General features: G+C 70.0%; 20 protein-coding genes. 14 read left to right on the top strand and 6 right to left on the bottom strand.

Annotated features, from left to right (window positions below; all coding sequences use genetic code 11):
* The first annotated feature begins 147 nt into the window (after nt 1-147).
* Together holA and CLT68_RS32270 are read left to right on the top strand one after the other, a co-directional pair.
* The gene (holA, locus tag CLT68_RS32275) at nt 148-1128 is read left to right on the top strand and encodes a DNA polymerase III subunit delta (protein ID WP_099856577.1); all 981 of its coding nucleotides are present in this window, start codon (nt 148-150) and stop codon (nt 1126-1128) included.
* The gene (locus tag CLT68_RS32270) at nt 1125-1547 is read left to right on the top strand and encodes a hypothetical protein (RefSeq protein ID WP_088949713.1); all 423 of its coding nucleotides are present in this window, start codon (nt 1125-1127) and stop codon (nt 1545-1547) included. Before holA ends, CLT68_RS32270 begins: the two co-directional genes overlap by 4 nt.
* Before the next feature lie 192 nt (nt 1548-1739).
* Here the strand turns inward: CLT68_RS32270 and rpsT are convergent, their stop codons facing one another.
* Together rpsT and CLT68_RS32260 are read right to left on the bottom strand one after the other, a co-directional pair.
* Complete coding sequence (gene rpsT / locus CLT68_RS32265; protein ID WP_088949712.1) at nt 1740-2009, bottom strand: 30S ribosomal protein S20; 270 nt, start codon at nt 2007-2009, stop codon at nt 1740-1742.
* A 287-nt stretch (nt 2010-2296) separates the two neighbouring features.
* The gene (locus CLT68_RS32260) at nt 2297-3283 is read right to left on the bottom strand and encodes a phosphotransferase (protein ID WP_199177188.1); all 987 of its coding nucleotides are present in this window, start codon (nt 3281-3283) and stop codon (nt 2297-2299) included.
* Between the two features lie 61 nt (nt 3284-3344).
* Here CLT68_RS32260 and CLT68_RS32255 point away from each other — a divergent pair, with 61 nt between their 5' ends.
* Nucleotides 3345-3881, top strand: coding sequence for a DUF4240 domain-containing protein (locus CLT68_RS32255; RefSeq protein WP_099856575.1), 537 nt, complete (start codon nt 3345-3347; stop codon nt 3879-3881).
* Between the two features lie 116 nt (nt 3882-3997).
* Nucleotides 3998-5875 (top strand): translation elongation factor 4, encoded by a 1878-nt coding sequence (gene lepA / locus CLT68_RS32250; protein ID WP_088949710.1) that lies wholly within the window; start codon nt 3998-4000, stop codon nt 5873-5875.
* A gap of 369 nt (nt 5876-6244) precedes the next feature.
* Here lepA and CLT68_RS32245 read toward each other — a convergent pair whose 3' ends face one another.
* Nucleotides 6245-6922 carry a hypothetical protein gene (locus CLT68_RS32245; protein ID WP_143743305.1) on the bottom strand — a complete coding sequence of 226 codons (678 nt, stop codon included), beginning with the start codon at nt 6920-6922 and terminating at the stop codon, nt 6245-6247.
* Between the two features lie 247 nt (nt 6923-7169).
* Here CLT68_RS32245 and CLT68_RS32240 point away from each other — a divergent pair, with 247 nt between their 5' ends.
* From CLT68_RS32240 to CLT68_RS32220, 5 genes are all read left to right on the top strand, one after another.
* A complete protein-coding gene (locus tag CLT68_RS32240; protein ID WP_099857898.1) occupies nt 7170-7454 on the top strand; it encodes a GlsB/YeaQ/YmgE family stress response membrane protein in 285 nt (94 codons plus the stop codon).
* Between the two features lie 458 nt (nt 7455-7912).
* Entirely contained in the window at nt 7913-8197 is a 285-nt protein-coding gene (locus CLT68_RS32235) for a GlsB/YeaQ/YmgE family stress response membrane protein (RefSeq protein ID WP_091410004.1), read from the top strand.
* A gap of 251 nt (nt 8198-8448) precedes the next feature.
* Complete coding sequence (locus CLT68_RS32230) at nt 8449-9735, top strand: sugar ABC transporter substrate-binding protein (protein WP_099856572.1); 1287 nt, start codon at nt 8449-8451, stop codon at nt 9733-9735.
* Nucleotides 9732-10718 carry a carbohydrate ABC transporter permease gene (locus tag CLT68_RS32225; RefSeq protein ID WP_099856570.1) on the top strand — a complete coding sequence of 329 codons (987 nt, stop codon included), beginning with the start codon at nt 9732-9734 and terminating at the stop codon, nt 10716-10718. The genes CLT68_RS32230 and CLT68_RS32225 overlap by 4 nt, the downstream gene beginning before the upstream one ends.
* A complete protein-coding gene (locus CLT68_RS32220) occupies nt 10715-11545 on the top strand; it encodes a carbohydrate ABC transporter permease (RefSeq protein ID WP_088949707.1) in 831 nt (276 codons plus the stop codon). The genes CLT68_RS32225 and CLT68_RS32220 overlap by 4 nt, the downstream gene beginning before the upstream one ends.
* A 24-nt stretch (nt 11546-11569) precedes the next feature.
* Here CLT68_RS32220 and CLT68_RS32215 read toward each other — a convergent pair whose 3' ends face one another.
* From CLT68_RS32215 to CLT68_RS32205, 3 genes are read right to left on the bottom strand one after another with little or no spacing between them, the layout of a single operon-like run.
* Nucleotides 11570-12352: a MerR family transcriptional regulator gene (locus tag CLT68_RS32215; protein ID WP_099856569.1), complete on the bottom strand. Its 783-nt coding sequence runs from the start codon at nt 12350-12352 to the stop codon at nt 11570-11572.
* A gap of 45 nt (nt 12353-12397) precedes the next feature.
* Nucleotides 12398-13159: an ABC transporter permease gene (locus CLT68_RS32210; protein ID WP_099856567.1), complete on the bottom strand. Its 762-nt coding sequence runs from the start codon at nt 13157-13159 to the stop codon at nt 12398-12400.
* Nucleotides 13156-13953, bottom strand: coding sequence for an ABC transporter ATP-binding protein (locus CLT68_RS32205; protein ID WP_486482402.1), 798 nt, complete (start codon nt 13951-13953; stop codon nt 13156-13158). The genes CLT68_RS32210 and CLT68_RS32205 overlap by 4 nt, the downstream gene beginning before the upstream one ends.
* Nucleotides 13954-14025: 72 nt before the next feature.
* Between CLT68_RS32205 and CLT68_RS32200 the strand changes: the two genes are divergently transcribed.
* The 5 genes from CLT68_RS32200 to CLT68_RS32180 all read left to right on the top strand — a co-directional run bounded on the left by CLT68_RS32200 (nt 14026) and on the right by CLT68_RS32180 (nt 17483).
* Nucleotides 14026-14661: an MOSC domain-containing protein gene (locus CLT68_RS32200; protein WP_099856563.1), complete on the top strand. Its 636-nt coding sequence runs from the start codon at nt 14026-14028 to the stop codon at nt 14659-14661.
* 146 nt (nt 14662-14807) lie between these two features.
* Nucleotides 14808-15398: a helix-turn-helix domain-containing protein gene (locus tag CLT68_RS32195; protein WP_099857896.1), complete on the top strand. Its 591-nt coding sequence runs from the start codon at nt 14808-14810 to the stop codon at nt 15396-15398.
* Nucleotides 15398-15769: a hypothetical protein gene (locus CLT68_RS32190; RefSeq protein ID WP_099856561.1), complete on the top strand. Its 372-nt coding sequence runs from the start codon at nt 15398-15400 to the stop codon at nt 15767-15769. The genes CLT68_RS32195 and CLT68_RS32190 overlap by 1 nt, the downstream gene beginning before the upstream one ends.
* Nucleotides 15766-16689: an ATP-binding cassette domain-containing protein gene (locus tag CLT68_RS32185; protein ID WP_099856559.1), complete on the top strand. Its 924-nt coding sequence runs from the start codon at nt 15766-15768 to the stop codon at nt 16687-16689. The genes CLT68_RS32190 and CLT68_RS32185 overlap by 4 nt, the downstream gene beginning before the upstream one ends.
* Nucleotides 16686-17483, top strand: a complete 798-nt coding sequence (locus CLT68_RS32180) for an ABC transporter permease (protein WP_099856557.1) — start codon at nt 16686-16688, stop codon at nt 17481-17483. Before CLT68_RS32185 ends, CLT68_RS32180 begins: the two co-directional genes overlap by 4 nt.
* Nucleotides 17484-17549 lie beyond the last annotated feature (66 nt).

Genomic DNA, 17549 nt, shown 5'->3' with positions numbered 1-17549 from the left:
GGCCCAGGTCGCCGTCAGGGCTGAAGATGCGGGTAAATTGCGGATTGCATGGGGAATTGAGATGGATGTCGGGATTTGCGCTGTGTGCGGGCTGCGCCGACCAAGCAGCGAATGAGCAGGCACGATCCCGAGCCGGGCCGTGCGAATATGGGCGGCGTGACCCCCGCCAGCCTCGCCCCCATTCTGCTCGTCCTCGGTGACGAGGAGCTGCTCGCCACGCGCGCGGTCACCGAAGCTGTCGCAAAGGTTCGCGGTGCCGACCCCGAAGCGGACGTCCGCGAATACCAGGCCAGCGCGCTCACCGTCGGCGAGATCGCCGAGATGCTCAGCCCGTCGCTGTTCGGTGGGCGGCGGCTGCTGATCCTGCGCTCCGGTCAGGACGCCCGCAAGGATCTGGTCGCCGCACTGCTCGCGTACGCGAAGAACCCCGACCCGGACGTCCAACTGCTGGTGCTGCACCTGGGCGGCGCCAAGGGCAAGGCGTTCGTCGACGGGCTGCGGGCAGCCGGTGCGACTGTCGTTCCGGCGGCCAAGCTCAAGGGGCACCGCGACCGGGTGGCCTTCGTCCGCGACGAGATCCGCCGAGCTGGCGGAAAGTGCACCGACGACGCCGCCGAGGCGCTCATTGCGGCGGTCGGCAACGATCTGCGCGAGCTGGCCGCCGCCTGTTCCCAACTGATCGCCGACACGGACGGGCGGATCAGCGCCGACACGGTCTCCCGTTACTACCGCGGCAGGGTCGAGGTGACCGGCTTCACCGTGGCGGACGCCACCATGGTTGGCGACGTGCCGGCGGCGCTGGAGGCACTGCGCTGGGCCCTGCACGTCGGGGTCGACCCGGTGCCCATCGCCGACGCCCTGGCCGACGGTGTACGCACGGTTGCCCGGGTGGCCTCGGCTGGGCGGGGCAACCCGTACCAGCTCGCCAGCAGCCTCGGGATGCCCGCGTGGAAGATCGAGCGGGCGCAGCGGCAGGGGCGTGGTTGGACTCCGGAGGGCCTGGTCCGGGCCATGCAGGTCGCCGCCGAGTGCAACGCGGCCGTCAAGGGCGGCTCCGACGATCGGGCGTACGCCCTGGAGCGTGCTGTCTTCTCCGTCGCCGCGGCCCGGCAGGGCAGCACCAGGTGACGGGGGCGAACCGCCCGGCCTGGGCCACCATCCCCGTGGACGAGGAGCGTTACCGGCCGCTCTACGCCCGGCTCCTCGGCCTGCGGTTCGTCAACCCCGGCGGCGTGCTGTGCTTCCTCTTCTTCGAGGGCACCATCGCTCTGGCGGTGCTACTCGCCCTCGCCGAGCTGGTCACCTGGTGGGCGGTGCTGGTGCTGCCCGTCGTGGTGGCGGCCATGGTCAAGCTCAACGACATGGTGGCCGCGATCGTGGTCCGTTCCGCCGCGCTCGTGCCCGAGCAGGAACGGGACCGGTTCCGACGGCAGATGGAGCCGGCGGTCGGCCGAGCCCAGGTGGAGTGGATCTCGCACAGCGTCACCGGCGTGGTGATCACCGCGGATTCGGTGCCGCCCGCCCGCCGCCCCGACCCGTCAGACTGAGCCCGACCCGTCAGGCCGAGCGCTGGTCGGTCGGATCGAGCGCCGGCCGTCCGACTCAGCGCGGCCCAGCGGATTGGGCGTCGGCCCGTGAGATTGAGCCGTCTGGGCTGCGGGCACGACACCGGCCTGCGGACACGCGGAAGCCCCGGGCCTGAGCCCGGGGCTTTCCGAATCGGTCTGACGGTTGAGTCGTCAGGCGGCGGAGAGAGCACCCACACGCTTCGCGATCGCGGACTTGCGGTTCGCGGCCTGGTTGGAGTGGATCACGCCCTTGCTGACGGCCTTGTCCAGCTTGCGCGAGGCGTCCAGCATCAGCGCGGTGGCCTTCTCGACGTCACCGGCCTCGGCAGCCTCGTTGAACTTCCGGACGGCGGTCTTCAGCGACGACTTGACCGACTTGTTGCGCAGCCGGGCCTTCTCGTTCTGCCGGTTGCGCTTGATCTGGGACTTGATGTTCGCCACGCGACAGCCTCGTCTTGATAGCTCGGGTTGGTCAGCTTGTGCGCTGGATGACGAACATGCGTCACCGCTGCGCGAAGAGCCAGGTTACCAGGTCGCCCGGGACGAGCCAAAACGGCTCGGCCTTCGCGCGGACGGACCCGGCCCGTCAGGCACCAGATTACGCCCTCGACCATTACGGCGGCTCACCCCCAACCCGCGTGGCGCCCAGGTCAGGCTGCGTCACCGCCAGGCCAGCCCGCCGCCAGCCCGCGTCACCGTCAGGCCAGCCCGCCGCCAGGCCGGCCGGCTCACCGCCAGCCCTGGCGGCGGGCCAGCCAGTCGAGTGACTGCTCGCCACTCCACCGCTGGTGGGCGGGCAGGTGCGGCGAGGCCGTCGGCGGCGCCGCAGCAGCACCGGTGAGGTAGTAGCCGGCCAACGCGGCCAGGGTCGCGTCCAGCGCGTCCGGGGGTGCGCCAGCGGTCGCCGGGTGCGTGGCGAAGAGCCGGTCCGCGTCCAGCCCGCTGGCGTACGCGGTGAGCAGCAGGCCGGCCAGGTCGAACCAGGCCGGGCCGGAGCAGACCCACGTCCAGTCGCAGAACCAGGCTCGGCCGTGCGCGTCGATCAGCACGTTGTCGACCCGCAGGTCGCCGTGGATCAGGCTGGTCGCCCCGGCGGCGTACCGGGGGAGGCGGGACTCCAGCGCCACCAGCTCGGCCAGGCGACCCTGCGCCGGAGCGGGCAGTGGTGGGGCCGGCTCGCGCCCGGCGGCGACCTCCTCCCACCAGAGGATGTCCGAGCGGGCCAGGTCCGACAGCTGCGGCAGGCCGAGCGCGGTCAGCTCGATCGGGGGGTCGGCCAGGGCGGCGGCGATCTGCGCGTACCCGGCGAGGGTGGCGTCCAACTCGGCGGGCACCCAGGGCAGACGCGGGGTGTGGCCGTCGACGGCGTCGGTGCAGAGCACGAACCAGCCAGCTTCGGACAGGGTCCACCGGGGGCGGGGCGCCGGCAGGTCGGCCGGCAGCCGATCCAGGATCGCGGCCTCCCGGGCGTACCACTGGACCAGATGCGGTTGCTCGGCGGTGGGTGCCGCCTTCACGAAGGCCCGGCCACCGTCGGCGGTGTGGAGCACTGCGGCGAAGCCGCGGGTGAAGCCCGCACCCGCGACCCGGGCGGTGACCACCGGCGCGCCCAGCCGGTCGGCGACCGCGGCCCGCAGCGCCGCCGGCAGCGTCGGCCAGGACGGGCGCAGCGCACTCGCGTGGTAGGGCACCGGCGGCAGCGGGGGAGGAGGCACCACACCATGCTGCCCCGGGGTACGTGCGCGACGCGCGGCGACACTGCCAGACTGCCAAGCCATGAGGACCGAGGACTTCTGGCAGCTGATCGACCAGGCGCGAGTGGGCGGTGGGGGAGAGCCCGGGCCGGTCGCCGCGCGGGCGGTCGCGCTGCTCGCCGAACGCGACCCGGAGGACATCATCGGGTACGCCCGGCACCAGACGAGAGTGCTGGCCGCCTCGCACAAGGCGGATCTGTGGGGTGCGGCGTACCTGATCAACGGCGGCGCTTCCGCCGACGGCTTCGAGCACTTCCGGGGCTGGCTGATGAGCCAGGGTCGGGCGGTCTTTGCCCGGGCGGTCGCCGAACCGGACTCGCTGGCCGAGTTGCCCCAGGTGCGGGCGGCCTCGCTCAGCGGCGAGGAGTTCTCCGCCGAGCAGATGCTGTCGGTGCCCTGGGACGCGTACCGCAAGGCCACCGCGACCGAGTTGCCGGCGGACCGCGACCCGGTGCGTACGCCGGACCTCAACGACTTCTGGGACTTCGACGACGAGGAGGAGGCCCGCCGACGGCTGCCCCGGCTGGCCGCGCTCTTCGTCGAACCGCCGATGGAGTGAGGGGTCCTCGGGCCGATCCATCGCCCACGCAGCGGGCGTGCCCCGGCGGCGTGGGAACATAGAGGGGGTCGGCGGCGCGCCGGCCTGTTCACGTCAGCCGACCAGAACGGACCGCTGTGCCACCGAAGCTCGATCCCGGCGCGAACGCCCCTGGTTCCACCGACCCCGGTCGCATCCGGAACTTCGGCATCATCGCTCACATCGACCACGGGAAGTCGACCCTGGCCGACCGGATGTTGCAGCTCACCGGTGTGGTCGACCCCCGGCAGATGCGCGCCCAGTACCTGGACCGGATGGACATCGAGCGCGAGCGCGGCATCACGATCAAGAGCCAGGCCGTTCGCATGCCGTGGACCATCCGCGAGGGCGAACGGACCGGCGAGCACGCGGTGCTCAACATGATCGACACCCCGGGGCACGTCGACTTCACGTACGAGGTGTCCCGGTCGCTGGCCGCCTGTGAGGGCGCCGTGCTCCTGGTTGACGCCGCGCAGGGCATCGAGGCGCAGACCCTGGCCAACCTCTACCTGGCCCTGGAAAACGACCTGCGCATCATCCCGGTGCTCAACAAGATCGACCTGCCGGCCGCCCAGCCGGAGAAGTACGCCGAGGAGCTGGCCCACCTCATCGGTGGCGACCCCGCCGACTGCATCCGCGTCTCCGGCAAGACCGGCGAGGGCGTGCCGTACCTGCTCGACGAGATCGTCCGGCAGTTCATCCCGCCGGTCGGCGACGCGGCGGCGCCCGCCCGGGCGATGATCTTCGATTCGGTGTACGACGTGTACCGCGGCGTCGTCACGTACGTCCGGGTCATCGACGGGCGGATCAGCGCCCGGGACCGGATCAAGATGATGTCCACCGGCGCCGTGCACGAGCTGCTGGAGATCGGCGTCATCTCGCCCGAGATGGTCAAGGCCGAGGCGCTCGGGGTCGGCGAGGTCGGTTACCTGATCACCGGTGTGAAGGACGTCCGGCAGTCCCGGGTCGGTGACACGGTCACCATCAACAGCCGTCCGGCGGCCGAGGCGTTGGGTGGTTACAAGGACCCGAAGCCGATGGTCTACTCCGGCCTCTACCCGATCGACGGGTCCGACTACCCCAACCTGCGTGAGGCTCTGGACAAGCTCAAGCTCAACGACGCCGCCCTGGACTACGAGCCGGAGACCTCCGGTGCGCTCGGCTTCGGCTTCCGTTGCGGCTTCCTCGGCCTGCTCCACCTGGAGATCATCCGGGAGCGGCTGGAGCGCGAGTACAACCTCGACCTGATCTCCACCGCGCCGAACGTCGTCTACCGGGCGATCACGGACGACGGTGAGGAGATCGTCGTGACCAACCCGAGCGAGTACCCCACCGGCAAGATCGCCGAGGTGTACGAGCCGGTCGTGCGGGCCACCGTGTTGACGCCCAACGACTATGTGGGCGCGGTGATGGAGCTCTGCCAGGGCCGGCGCGGCAACCTGCTGGGCATGGACTACCTCTCCGCCGACCGGGTGGAGCTGCGCTACACGCTGCCCCTCGCGGAGATCATCTACGACTTCTTCGACCAGTTGAAGAGCCGTACCAAGGGCTACGCCTCGCTCGACTACGAGCCCACCACCGAGCAGGCGTCCGAGCTGGTGAAGGTGGACATCCTGCTGCACGGCGAGCCGGTGGACGCGTTCAGCGCCATCGTGCACAAGGACAAGGCATACAACTACGGCGTCACCATCGCCGCCAAGCTCCGTACCCTGATCCCGCGCCAGCAGTTCGAGGTGCCGATCCAGGCGGCCATCGGCAGCCGGGTCATCGCCCGGGAAACCATTCGGGCGATCCGCAAGGACGTGCTCGCCAAGTGCTACGGCGGCGACATCAGCCGTAAGCGCAAGCTGCTGGAGAAGCAGAAGGAAGGCAAGAAGCGGATGAAGATGGTGGGCCGGGTCGAGGTCCCACAGGAAGCCTTCATCGCCGCGCTCTCCTCCGACTCCGGCGACGGCAAGGCGGCCGGGAAGAAGTAGCAGCTCCCGCGGCGGGTCCGCCGGCGCGGTGCTCTCGCGTGGTGGGTGCTCTCGCGTCGTGGGGTCCTCTCGCGTCGTGGGGTCCTCTCGCGTCGTGGGGTGGCCTCGGGTGGCGCGGCCTTGCACGAAGCGCCCGGCGTAACCGAAGTCCACAGCCCACCCACTCGACTTCATGAAAATCGCGGTATCCGGGGCTGCTTGACACCCCGCCTTCCTGCAACCCGAGTCGATCAAGAAGCGTCGAGCAAGCCGAGAGTGAGCAGCTGGAGCTCCGCTGTCGGCGCCCTGCGTGCGGGCGTGGTCGAGATGTATCCGCTCTCAGGGGCGCTGCCGTCTTACGGCGGCGTGCGCCTGCGCCGCATCGTTGGCTCAGCTCGGCGCTAGATCCACTCGGCTTCCGGGAAGTCGGGGTGTCAACGGGTCGGCGATACCCCGACTTCCCGAAACGCGAGTCGACCGGCCACCGCCACCGCGCCGGCCACTGGGTTCGGCCACCGGCCCCGCGCCGGCCACTGGGTTCGGCCACCGGCCCCGCGCCGGCCACTGGGTTCGGCCACCGGCCCCGGGCGTGCCACCGGCCACCGGCCCCGGGCGTGCCACCGGCCACCGGCCCCGGGCGTGCCACCGGCCACCGGCCCCGGGCGTGCCACCGGCCACCGGCCCCGGGCGTGCCACCGCCACCGGCCCCGGCCCGGCCACCGGCCCCGGCCCGGCCACCGGCCACCGGCCCGGCCACCGGCCACCGGCCCGGCCACCGGCCACCGGCCCGGCCACCGGCCACCGGCCCGGCCACCGGCCACCGGCCCGGCCACCGGCCACCGGCCCGGCCACCGGCCACCGGCCCGGCCACCGGCCACCGGCCCGGCCACCGGCCACCGGCCCGGCCACCGGCCACCGGCCCGGCCACCGGCCACCGGCCCGGCCACCGGCCACCGGCCCGGCCACCGGCCCGGCCACCGGCCCGGCCACCGGCCACCGGCCACCGGCCCGGCCACCGGCCACCGGCCCGGCCACCGGCCACCGGCCCGGCCACCGGCCACCCGGCACCGGCCACCCGGCACCGGCCAGTGCCGGGAAGAAATTTTCTTGCGCTGTCGCGGAGCACCGGGGGTTACCAGATGGGCTCCCACCTCTGTGGATGCGCTCCCACGCGGAACCGACGCAGCTCTGGGCATTGACGTCTGGCGCTGCTATCTGAGGTGAGTCGGTTTGGATTTTCGGTGGGTCGGGCAATTAGCGGTCACGACAGGAAGCACACGCTTGTGTGTCAGACATTCTTTGAAGGAGGGTGGCCGTGGAGCTCACCGTGTGGGGCATCATCACTGCGATCGTTGTTGGTCTCATCGTCGGCGCGCTGGGCCGCCTGGTTGTTCCGGGTCGGCAGAACATGCCGATCTGGCTGCACCTGTTGATCGGTGTGGGTGCGGCTCTGCTGGGCACCGTGCTGGCGCGGGCCATCGGCATCGCGACCGAGACGAGCGGTATCGACTGGGCCGAGCTGCTGGTGCAGGTCGTGGTGGCCGCGATCGCGGTCGCGCTGGTGGCCGGTGTGGGTGGCCGCCGCCGCGTGACCCGGTAACACCCAGCATCACCCCGTACCACTGCTAGATCTTCGATGGGCGCCCGACCGACAGGTCGGGCGCCCATCGGCGTTCCTCCTGTTCGGAGGGTGGTTGGCTCTTCAGTAGGTGGCCGACCGTAACCCTTGTTCGCCAGCTCGGCCGGTCGAGCCCGCCGTGATCGACTCGGGTTCAGGGAAGTCGGGGTGTCCCAGGGCCTCCGATACCCCAGTTTCAAGGATTCCGTGTTGATCATGTCGCCGGCGGCGCCGGTAGGCCGGGGACCGCCGCCAGGTCGCGGACCTCGGCAGGACCGCGTCCGATCGGCGGTCGGCGGTCGGCGGAACGTGTTCGTGTCTGCCAAATCGTGATCGTTTGGTGGATGGAGTCGGTTTGGATTTTCGGTGGGTCGGGCAATTAGTGGTCACGACAGGAAGCACACGCTTGTGTGTCAGACATTCTTTGAAGGAGGGTGGCCGTGGAGCTCACCGTGTGGGGCATCATCACTGCGATCGTTGTTGGTCTCATCGTCGGCGCGCTGGGCCGCCTGGTTGTTCCGGGTCGGCAGAACATGCCGATCTGGCTGCACCTGTTGATCGGTGTGGGTGCGGCTCTGCTGGGCACCGTGCTGGCGCGGGCCATCGGCATCGCGACCGAGACGAGCGGTATCGACTGGGCCGAGCTGCTGGTGCAGGTCGTGGTGGCCGCGATCGCGGTCGCGCTGGTGGCTGGCGTTGGTCGCCGCCGCAGCGTCACCCGATAACGACCCGGCATCACCTGGTCGAACAGCACCACCGGCAAGACGGCAACACTGGAAAGAGCGCCCGGCCAAAGGCCGGGCGCTCTTTCGTGCTGGTACACCCGACTTCGATCCGATGCGGCAGTGCCGTTGGTCGGGCCTCTGCGGTACGGTCGCGACGCTTCGGCCAGTCCCGCCCACTGTCGTAAAGGAATTCTCCGTACTAGGGTGCGGCGGAGAAGGTTAGTTCCAGGCGGCGCGAGGGGAGCAGTGGCGTGAACAGGTGGAAGCGGTTGGCCCCGGTCACCGCCATGGTGGCCTCGGCCGCGATGGTGCTGACCGGCTGTGGGGGTTCCGACGACAAGGCGGCCGACGACAGCAAGCTCACGGTCTGGATGATGGGCGAGGGCGGCGACGCGCAGAACACCTTCCTCGACGGGGTCGAGGCCGAGTTCCGCCAGAAGCACCCTGACACCGACGTGGTGGTGCAGTACATTCCCTGGCTCGAGGCGCCCAAGAAGTTCCAGGCCGCGCTCGCCGGTGGCGAGGGACCGGACATCACCGAGCTGGGCAACACCGAGACCCAGGGCTGGGCGGCCCAGGAGGCGCTCGCCGACGTGAGCGGTCGGATGGGCGGCTGGGCCGACGGCAAGGCCCTGCTGCCCGACCTGGTGCGCAACGCGCAGCTCGACGGCAAGCAGTACGGCGTGCCCTGGTACGCGGGTGTGCGCGCGGTCTACTACCGCACCGACTGGTTCGCCGAGGCCGGCGTGCAGCCCCCAAAGACCTGGGACGACCTGGTCACCGTGGCGAAGGCCGTGCAGGCGAAGAAGAAGGGCACCTACGGGATCGCCCTGCCGGGCAACTCGGAGCTGCCCTTCTACTCCTTCCTCTGGGGCGCCGGCGGCGAGATCGCCAGCAACCAGGGCGGCACCTGGAAGTCCGGCTACACCACGCCGGAGGCGCAGCGGGCGGTCAAGTTCTGGACCGACCTGGTGACAGTGCACAAGGTGGCTCCGCCGGCGGCGGCGGGCTGGAACGAGGTCGACGCCCGCACCCAGTTCGCTACCGGCAAGGCCGCGATGGCCTTCGCCGGCAGCTGGCAGCAGGGCGCCATGAAGAAGGACAACCCCGAGATCGAGAAGGTCTGGGGTACGTTCCCGATCCCCGGCCCGGACGGCAAGGCGGCACCCGGTTTCGCCGGCGGTTCGGACGTGGCGATCTGGAAGGACAGCGAGCGCCAGGATCTGGCCTGGGACTACCTGACCGTGCTGCTCAACAAGAAGAACTCGCAGAGCTTCGCGAGCAGCCTCGGCTTCTTCCCGGTCTACCAGGACCTGGTGGCCGGTGACGCGTACGCCAACGACAAGGTGATGGCGGCGTTCGCCACCACCATGCAGAACACCAAGCTCACGCCGCTCACCCCGAAGTGGGTGGAGGTCAGCCGGACCAAGACGGTGACCCAGGCGATGAACAGCTCGGTCATGAAGGGTCAGAAGACGGTCGAGAAGGCTACCGCCGACGCGGCTGGTGAGATGGAAAGCATTCTCAACGCCAAGTGACCACGCTGACAAAGAACCCGGAGACGGCCGCCGCGCGGGAGACCCCCGCGCGGCGGCGTCGCCGGGTTGACCGCCTGCCCTACCTGTTGCTCCTGCCCGCACTGGTGATCATCGGGGTGCTGCTGCTCTGGCCGCTCGGCCAGGTGGTGGTGATGTCCTTCTACCGGCTGAACACCGTCCGGCAGTTGCGCGGCGACCGGGAGTGGCCGTGGGTGGGGCTGGGCAACTACGCCGACATCCTCTCCGACCCGTTCTTCCTGACGGTGCTGCGCAACACGGTGTTGTTCGCCGCGGCCAACGTGCTGCTCACCATGGTCCTCGGCACCCTGGTCGGGCTCCTGCTCAACCGGCTCGGCCGCAAGATGGCGACCTTCGTGGCCAGTTGCGTGATGCTCGCCTGGGCCACCCCGGCGCTGACCGGCACCATCGTCTGGAAGTGGATTTTCGACGACACGAGCGGCCTCGTCACGTGGCTGTTCAACGCCCTGCCCGACGGGCTGTCCAACAGTCTCTTCGGCCGTAGCGACTGGACCGGCTACGGCTGGTTCAACTCGCCGCTGCTCTTCTTCGCCATCCTCACCCTGGTGGTGGTCTGGCACTCGTTCCCGTTCATCGCGGTGAGCGTGCTCGCTGGTCTCAAGAGCGTGCCGAGCGAGCTGCACGAGGCCGCCCGGGTGGACGGCGCCAGCCCGTGGCGGGTCTTCTGGAAGATCACTTTTCCGCTGCTGCGGCCGGTCTTCGGGATCCTGATCGTGCTCTCCACCATCTGGGACTTCAAGGTTTTCACCCAGCAGTTCGTGCTGGCCGGCGGCACCCAGGACCGGCCGACGTTCATGCTCGCCATCTACTCGTACGCCGAAGCCTTCTCCCCGCCGCCGAAGTACGGACTCGGCGCGGCCATCGCGGTGATCCTCACGCTGATCCTGCTGATGGTCACCGGCTTCTACGTACGGATGGTGCTCAGGCAGGAGGACGAGTCGTGAAAAAGGTCGCCCTCAACGGCGCCGGGCTGCTGGTCGCGCTCTTCGCGGCGTTCCCGGTCTACTGGATGATCTCCACCTCGCTGAAGCCGAGCAGGGAGATCTTCTCGTCCACTCCGCAGCCGGTGCCGACTCACCCGACGCTGGAGCACTACCGGGAGATCCTGACCGGCAACCTGATCCCCGGGGTGAGCTTCCTCGACTTCTTCCTCAACAGCGCGCTGGTCGCCGTCTCCACAGTGGTGCTCAGTGGGCTGGTGGCCCTGCTGGCCGCGACGGCGGTGGCGCGGTTCCGCTTCAAGCTGCGGACAAGCTTCCTGATCATGCTGCTGGTGGTGCAGATGATCCCGCTGGAGGCGCTGGTCATCCCGCTGTTCCTGATGATCCAGCGACTGGGGCTCTACAACACCCTGCCCAGCCTGATCCTCACGTACCTGGGCTTCTCGCTGCCGTTCGCGGTCTGGATGCTTCGTGGTTTCGTCGCCGCGGTGCCCAAGGAACTGGAGGAGGCGGCGGCCATCGACGGGGCGAGCCGGGCCCAGATCTTCCGGCGGGTCCTCTTCCCGCTGGTCGCGCCCGGCCTGGTGGCCACCAGCATCTTCTCCTTCATCACGGCGTGGAACGAGCTGATCTTCGCGTTGACGTTCATCAACGACCAGGGGAGCTACACCCTGCCGGTGGCGATGACCTTCTTCTTCGGCCGCGACGACACCAACTGGGGGCCGGTGATGGCCGCGTCGACCCTGTTCACCCTGCCGGTCATCATCTTCTTCCTGCTGGTGCAGCGTCGGATGGTCTCCGGCCTGGTGGCCGGCGCCGTCAAGGGTTGAGCGGTCGGAAACGCCGCCCGGCGGTCAGTCGGGCGGCGGCTTCGGCAGTCGCTCCATCCGGTTCCAACCGGACCAGCCGCGCTCGCGCATCAGCTCCCGCAGCCGCCGCACCCGCGGGTCGGACTCGACGGCAAGCGCGTCGATCAGGTCGTGTGGAAGATCGTCATTGGCCTCCTCGACGTTCAGGACCTCGCTGGCGTCGTACGCCTGTTCTGCCAGGCAGGCCATGATGTCGGCGGCCTCCGCCAGCCGCGGGTCGTCCTCCTCGTCACCGTCGAAGATCTCCGAGAGCACCCGGTAGAGCCGGACGACCTGCGGATCATTGAGGTGGGCGATCTTGCCGGGCATCCACTCGACGATGCGGTCGGGCCAGCGCGCCGCGACCAGGATCCACCCGTCCCGTTCGGCCTCCACCATCCGCTGAGACGCCCCGATGCCCCGGAGTCGGTCGAGATAGGCGGCGACCTCCGGTGGGAGCGCCAGGCTGTCCCCGGCGGTGAGTTGCGCGATGTGTCTGCGGCTGGTCTCCAGCCGTTGGATCTCGTCGCGCAGGTGGTTGTCGATGGTCCGGATAGCTTCGGCGAAGGCTGAGGCGTCGGCTTCGAGCATCCGACTGATCTGCGACAGTGGCACGCCGGCGTCGGCGAGGGTGCGGATCTTGATGAGCGACACGACTGCCGTTGCGCTGTACCGCCGGTAGCCCGAAGCGTCCCGCTCCGGCTCGGGCAGGAGCCCGATCTGGTGATAGTGCCGCACCGCCCGCACCGTGACGCCGGCGTACGCCGCGAGTTGGCCGATCGTCAGCATGCCCTGATCCTGCCCGTAGTCCGTCCAGCTCTGGTGGACACCGGTTCAGGAGATCGTGCGACGGTAGGTGACTGTGGCGAACAGGTAGGCGAGGACGAGGATGCCGGCGCACCAGGCGAGGGCGATCCAGATGTCGGCGCCGACCGGCTGTTGGGCGAACAGGTCCCGGATCGCGTTGACGATGGAGGTCACCGGCTGGTGCTCGGCGAAGGCGCGTACCGGGCCGGGCATGGACCCGGTGGGCACGAAGGCCGAGCTGACGAACGGCAGGAAGATGAGCGGATAGGAGAACGCGCTCGCGCCGTCCAGCGTCTTCGCGGTGAGGCCGGGGATCACGGCGATCCAGGTCAGGGCCAGGGTGAAAAGGACGAGGATGCCGGCGACCGCGAGCCACCCCGACACGCCCGCCCCCGTACGGAAGCCCATGATCAGGGCGACGCCGACGACGACGACGATCGAGATCAGGTTGGCGACCAGCGAGGTCAGGACGTGCGCCCACAGCACGGCGGAGCGGGCGATCGGCATGGACTGGAACCGTTCGAAGATGCCGCCCTTCAGGTCGAGGAAGAGCCGGAAGGCGGTGTAGGAGATGCCCGAGGCGATCGTGATGATCAGGATGCCCGGCAGCAGGTAGTTGACGTAGGAGTCGGACCCGGTCTCGATCGCGCCGCCGAAGACGTAGACGAACAGCAGCATGAAGGCGATCGGCATGATCGCGGTGGTGATGATGGTGTCCGGGCTGCGGGCGATGTGGCGCAGCGAGCGACCCAGGAGAACGGCGGTGTCGCCGACGAAATGCCTGTTCATCGTTGTTCCTTGCTCGTGCGGGCGCCGACGACGGTGAGGAAGACGTCCTCGAGGCTCGGCTGCTTCTCGACGTACTCGACTTTTGCGGGTGGGAGGAGCTGCTTGAGCTCGCCGAGGGTGCCGTTCACGATGATCCGTCCCTCGTGCAGGATCGCGAGCCGGTCGGCGAGGTGCTCCGCCTCGTCGAGGTACTGAGTGGTGAGCAGTACGGTCGTACCGCCCTTGGCGAGTTCCTTGACGGCCTGCCACACCTCGATGCGCGCCTCCGGGTCCAGCCCGGTTGTCGGCTCGTCGAGGAAGATCACCGGTGGGTTCCCGATGAGGCTCATCGCGATGTCCAGCCGGCGGCGCATGCCACCGGAGTACGTCGCCACCCTCCGGGTGCCCGCCTCGGTCAGCGAGAAGCGCCTCAGCAGGTCATCCGCGACCGTGCCCGGCGCTGGGCGGTGCCTGAGCCGGGCGACCAGGACGAGGTTCTCCCGCCCGGTGAGGACCTCGTCGACCGCCGCGAACTGCCCGGTGAGACTGATCGACTCGCGCACCTCGGCAGCCTGCGCCGCGACGTCGAAGCCGTTGACCTGGGCGGTCCCCGCGTCGGCCTTGAGCAGCGTGGACAGGATCTTCACCACAGTGGTCTTGCCCGCACCGTTGGATCCGAGCAGGGCGAAGATGGAGCCGCGCCCCACGTCGATGTCCACACCGCGCAGCACCTTCAGTTGCTTGAACGACTTCTCCAGGCCCCGCACGTGTATCACGGGCGGCTCGACCTGATCGGTTGTGGGCGGGATGCTCATGCCAGCCAGCATGGGGGGTTGACGCAGCGTCAAGGTCAAGCCCGCACCGCGAATTCACCTAGGCTGACGGTCATGACGGGCAGGGTGGCAGCGGTGAACCTCGGCATCGTGACCGAGGCGCAGTGGGCCGGCGACGCGAGCGGTCGCAGCGGCATCGACAAGCGGCCTGTCGACGGTCCGGTGCCGGTGCTCGCCGAGGGCCTCGCCGGCGACTTCATCGGCGAGCGGGCCGTGCACGGCGGGCCGGACAAGGCCGTCTACGTGTACGCCGAGGAGGATGCCGCGTGGTGGTCGGCCGAGATCGGCCGGTCGATCCGCCCAGGGGGTTTCGGCGAGAACCTGACCACCTACGCGGTGGACGTGACCGGGGCGGTCATCGGCGAGCAGTGGGCGGTCGGCACGGCTGTGCTCCAGGTGACGATGCCGCGTACGCCGTGCACGACGTTCGCCGGCTTCTGGGGCGTTCCGGACCTGATCCGGCGCTTCACCGTCCGCGCGACGCCGGGGGCGTACCTGCGGGTGCTGCGTGCGGGTGAGGTGGGCGCCGGCGACCCGGTCGAGGTGGTGGAACGCCCCGCGCACGGGGTCACCATCGGCGAGGTGTTCCGGGCGACGAGTCTGGAGCCCGAGCTGCTGCCTCGGCTGCTCGACGCCGAGGACCTGCCGGAGAAGATCCGGGAGAAGGCTCGCCGCCGGCTGGGACGCTGATCCGCCTGTCGGCTCTGGTTTCGCCGTTCGCACGTGAGCACCACGCTGCCCCCCGTGAGGAGCGGCACGCGATGTCTGGGCAGAGTCGAGGCAGATGAAGACCTAACGTTCTCACTATCAATAGTGATAATGTTTGTGCCGTGGAGATGTCGAAAGAACGCTGGGCCGATCTGGCGCTGCACCCCGTGCGGATCCGGATCCTGCGCGCGGTCGCGGGCACACGCCTGACCACCCAGGCGCTGATCGAGCTGCTGCCCGACGTCCCGCAGGCCACCATGTACCGGCAGTTGGTGATCCTGGCCAAGGCGGGGCTGCTCGAGGTGGTCGAGGAGCGCAAGATACGCGGTGCCGTCGAGCGGGTGTACGCGCTTCCCGCGCAGGGCGCGACGCTCGACCCCACGAGCCTGGCCACTGCCACGCCGGAGGACCACGCTCGCTACTTCACGGCGTTCGTGTCGAGTCTTCTGTCGGAGTTCTCCCGCTACCTCGCCCGGGAACGGATCGACTTCGTCGCCGACGGGGTGGGCTACCAGCAACTCGTGCTGCACCTGACCGACGCCGAGTTGGGCGAGTTCGCCGCAGGTCTCAACGCGCTGGTCGGTCCACTGCTGGCCAACAAGCCCGGCAACGGACGAACAAGCCGCCTGCTGGCGACCGTTCTGCTGCCGACCGACCCGCCGACGGCAGATCGTCCGGCGCCGGCTGACGATTCCGAACCAACGAAGGGGAACGGCTGATGGCATCGGTCATGGTGACCAAAGACGTGATCGACATTCGGTTCACCGGATGGGAGCGGGTGTGGACGGGGCGGGATCAGCTCGCGCTGCCTCTCACAGCGGTGCGGCGGGTCGACCTGGAGGAGCATCCGCTCCGGCTGGCCCGTGGCGCCCGCCGGGGGTACGCGGTGTCCGGCTTCGCCAAGATCGGTGTCTGGGGCGTGTTCGGCGGCCCACGACAGCTCGTGGCGGCCCGCCGGGCGGAGCCCGGGGTGCACCTCGTCCTGGACCGGTCGGCGGGCGGCGCTGAGTTCGACGAGGTGGTGCTCTCCAGCCCAGCGGCACCCGGCCTCGTTGCCACGATCAAGAGTGCGCTGGCGGCCCGCCGATGACCGGCGACGGGCTCCCCATCGAGGTGTCGCGCCTGACCAAGCGCTTCGGCGACGTCACCGCCGTGCGGGATCTGAGCTTCACCGTGGAACCCGGTGTGGTCACCGGCTTCCTCGGCCCGAACGGCGCCGGCAAGACCACCACCATGCGCATGATGACCGGGCTGGTGACGCCCACCAGCGGCACCGCAACGATCGGCGGGCAGCCGTACCGCCGACTGGCTCGGCCGTCGCGCACCGTCGGTGCGGTGTTCGGCGCCACCGCGTTCCACCCCGGCCACACCGCTCGCGACCACCTGCGTGTGTACGCCGCGATGGGCGGACATCCGGACAGCCGGGTCACCGACCTGCTCGACCTGCTCGGCCTCACCGGGGCCGCCGATCGCCGGACTCGCGGCTTCTCCACAGGCATGCTCCAGCGGCTCAACCTCGCCACCGCGCTGCTCGGCGACCCCCGCGTACTGCTCCTGGACGAACCCGGCAACGGCCTGGACCCGGAGGGCATGTCGTGGCTGCGCGGTTTCCTGCGCGAGTTGGCCGACCGGGGTCGCACCGTCCTGATCTCCAGTCACGCGCTCGGCGAGATCCAGCAGCTCGTGGACGACGTCGTGGTGATCCGTCGCGGCGAACTCGTCGCCGCCGGGCCATGCTCCCGGCTCGCCGGCCCGCTTGCAGTGCTGGTCACCTCACCCGACGCCGACGCTCTCGCGGCCGTACTGACGGCGGGCCCCACCGATGGCGGCGCCGTCCCGGACGTCGAAGCCATCGGGCCCGACCGGCTGCGGGTGCGTGGGCTGGACGCGCCGGGCATCGCCGAGCGTGCCGCAGCCCGCCACCTGCGGGTGCACGAGTTGGTGGTCGAGAGCACCAGCCTGGAACACCTGTTTCTCCAGCTCACCAGGGACGAGGCGGCCACCCGATGAACCTGGTGATCAGAGCGGAGTTCCGTCGGTTGCTGGCCACCCGTATGTGGGGTGGACTGCTCCTCACCGCCGCGGTGCTGGGTGGCGGCCTGTTCGGCGCCATGGCGCTGGCGGGCCCGGAGAATTTCGACCCCCCGATGCCGGGCCTGGACACCGAGGCCGGCCTCCGCGCGATCCTCGGCATCCTCGGCTACACCGCGTTCGTGCCGGCAGCCGCCGGGGCCTTCGCCGTCACATCCGAGTATCGACACCGCACCGCCGCCGTCACGTTCCTGTTCGCGCCGCGCCGTGGGCGGGTGCTCGCCGCGAAACTCGCCACCTACGCGGTCTTCGGCCTCGCCTACGGGCTCGTCCTCGCGGGCACTGCCGCGGTGGCGCTGTTCGCTGTCGCCGCCGCCCGCGGCGTCTCACTCGGTCTGCCGGTCACCACCGTGCTGGCGCTGCTGGGCCGCATCGCCGCCGCGATGGCGGTCTACCTGCTCCTCGGGGCGGGGGTGGGTGCCCTCGTCCACCACCAGATCGCGGCGCTGTGTGTCGTGACCGGCTATCTGTACGTGGGGGAGCCGGTGCTCATGATGATCCCCGGTGTCAACACGCTCTACCCGATCCTGCCGGGCGGAGCCACCGCCGCGCTCACCGACTTCACCTACCTCGCCGACGCGATGTCCGCAGAGCTCGGCAGCGAGGCCGTCCACCTGCTCCCACCGGCGGCCGGTGCCCTCCTGCTCACGGCGTACGCGCTGACCGCCTCGGCTGTCGCCGTGCTCGTCCCGATGCGTCGCGACATCACCTGACCGACCCGGGCGCGGCGCCGGCCCGAGCGACGCCGACCCCGACGGCGACGGCCGGGCGGCAGGGGA

The organism is Micromonospora sp. CNZ299 (genome assembly GCF_002754415.1).
The sequence above is the reverse complement of the archived record's forward strand: the minus strand, read 5'-3'. Positions and strand labels throughout refer to the sequence as shown.

Coding starts and splice junctions, on each gene's coding strand:
- holA (WP_099856577.1), top strand. CDS start 148: ATGGGCGGCGTGACCCCCGCCAGCCTCGCCCCCATTCTGCTCGTCCTC.
- CLT68_RS32255 (WP_099856575.1), top strand. CDS start 3,345: ATGAGGACCGAGGACTTCTGGCAGCTGATCGACCAGGCGCGAGTGGGC.
- CLT68_RS32205 (WP_486482402.1), bottom strand. CDS start 13,953: ATGAGCATCCCGCCCACAACCGATCAGGTCGAGCCGCCCGTGATACAC.
- CLT68_RS32215 (WP_099856569.1), bottom strand. CDS start 12,352: ATGCTGACGATCGGCCAACTCGCGGCGTACGCCGGCGTCACGGTGCGG.
- CLT68_RS32195 (WP_099857896.1), top strand. CDS start 14,808: ATGTCGAAAGAACGCTGGGCCGATCTGGCGCTGCACCCCGTGCGGATC.
- CLT68_RS32185 (WP_099856559.1), top strand. CDS start 15,766: ATGACCGGCGACGGGCTCCCCATCGAGGTGTCGCGCCTGACCAAGCGC.
- CLT68_RS32190 (WP_099856561.1), top strand. CDS start 15,398: ATGGCATCGGTCATGGTGACCAAAGACGTGATCGACATTCGGTTCACC.
- CLT68_RS32180 (WP_099856557.1), top strand. CDS start 16,686: ATGAACCTGGTGATCAGAGCGGAGTTCCGTCGGTTGCTGGCCACCCGT.
- CLT68_RS32200 (WP_099856563.1), top strand. CDS start 14,026: ATGACGGGCAGGGTGGCAGCGGTGAACCTCGGCATCGTGACCGAGGCG.
- CLT68_RS32210 (WP_099856567.1), bottom strand. CDS start 13,159: ATGAACAGGCATTTCGTCGGCGACACCGCCGTTCTCCTGGGTCGCTCG.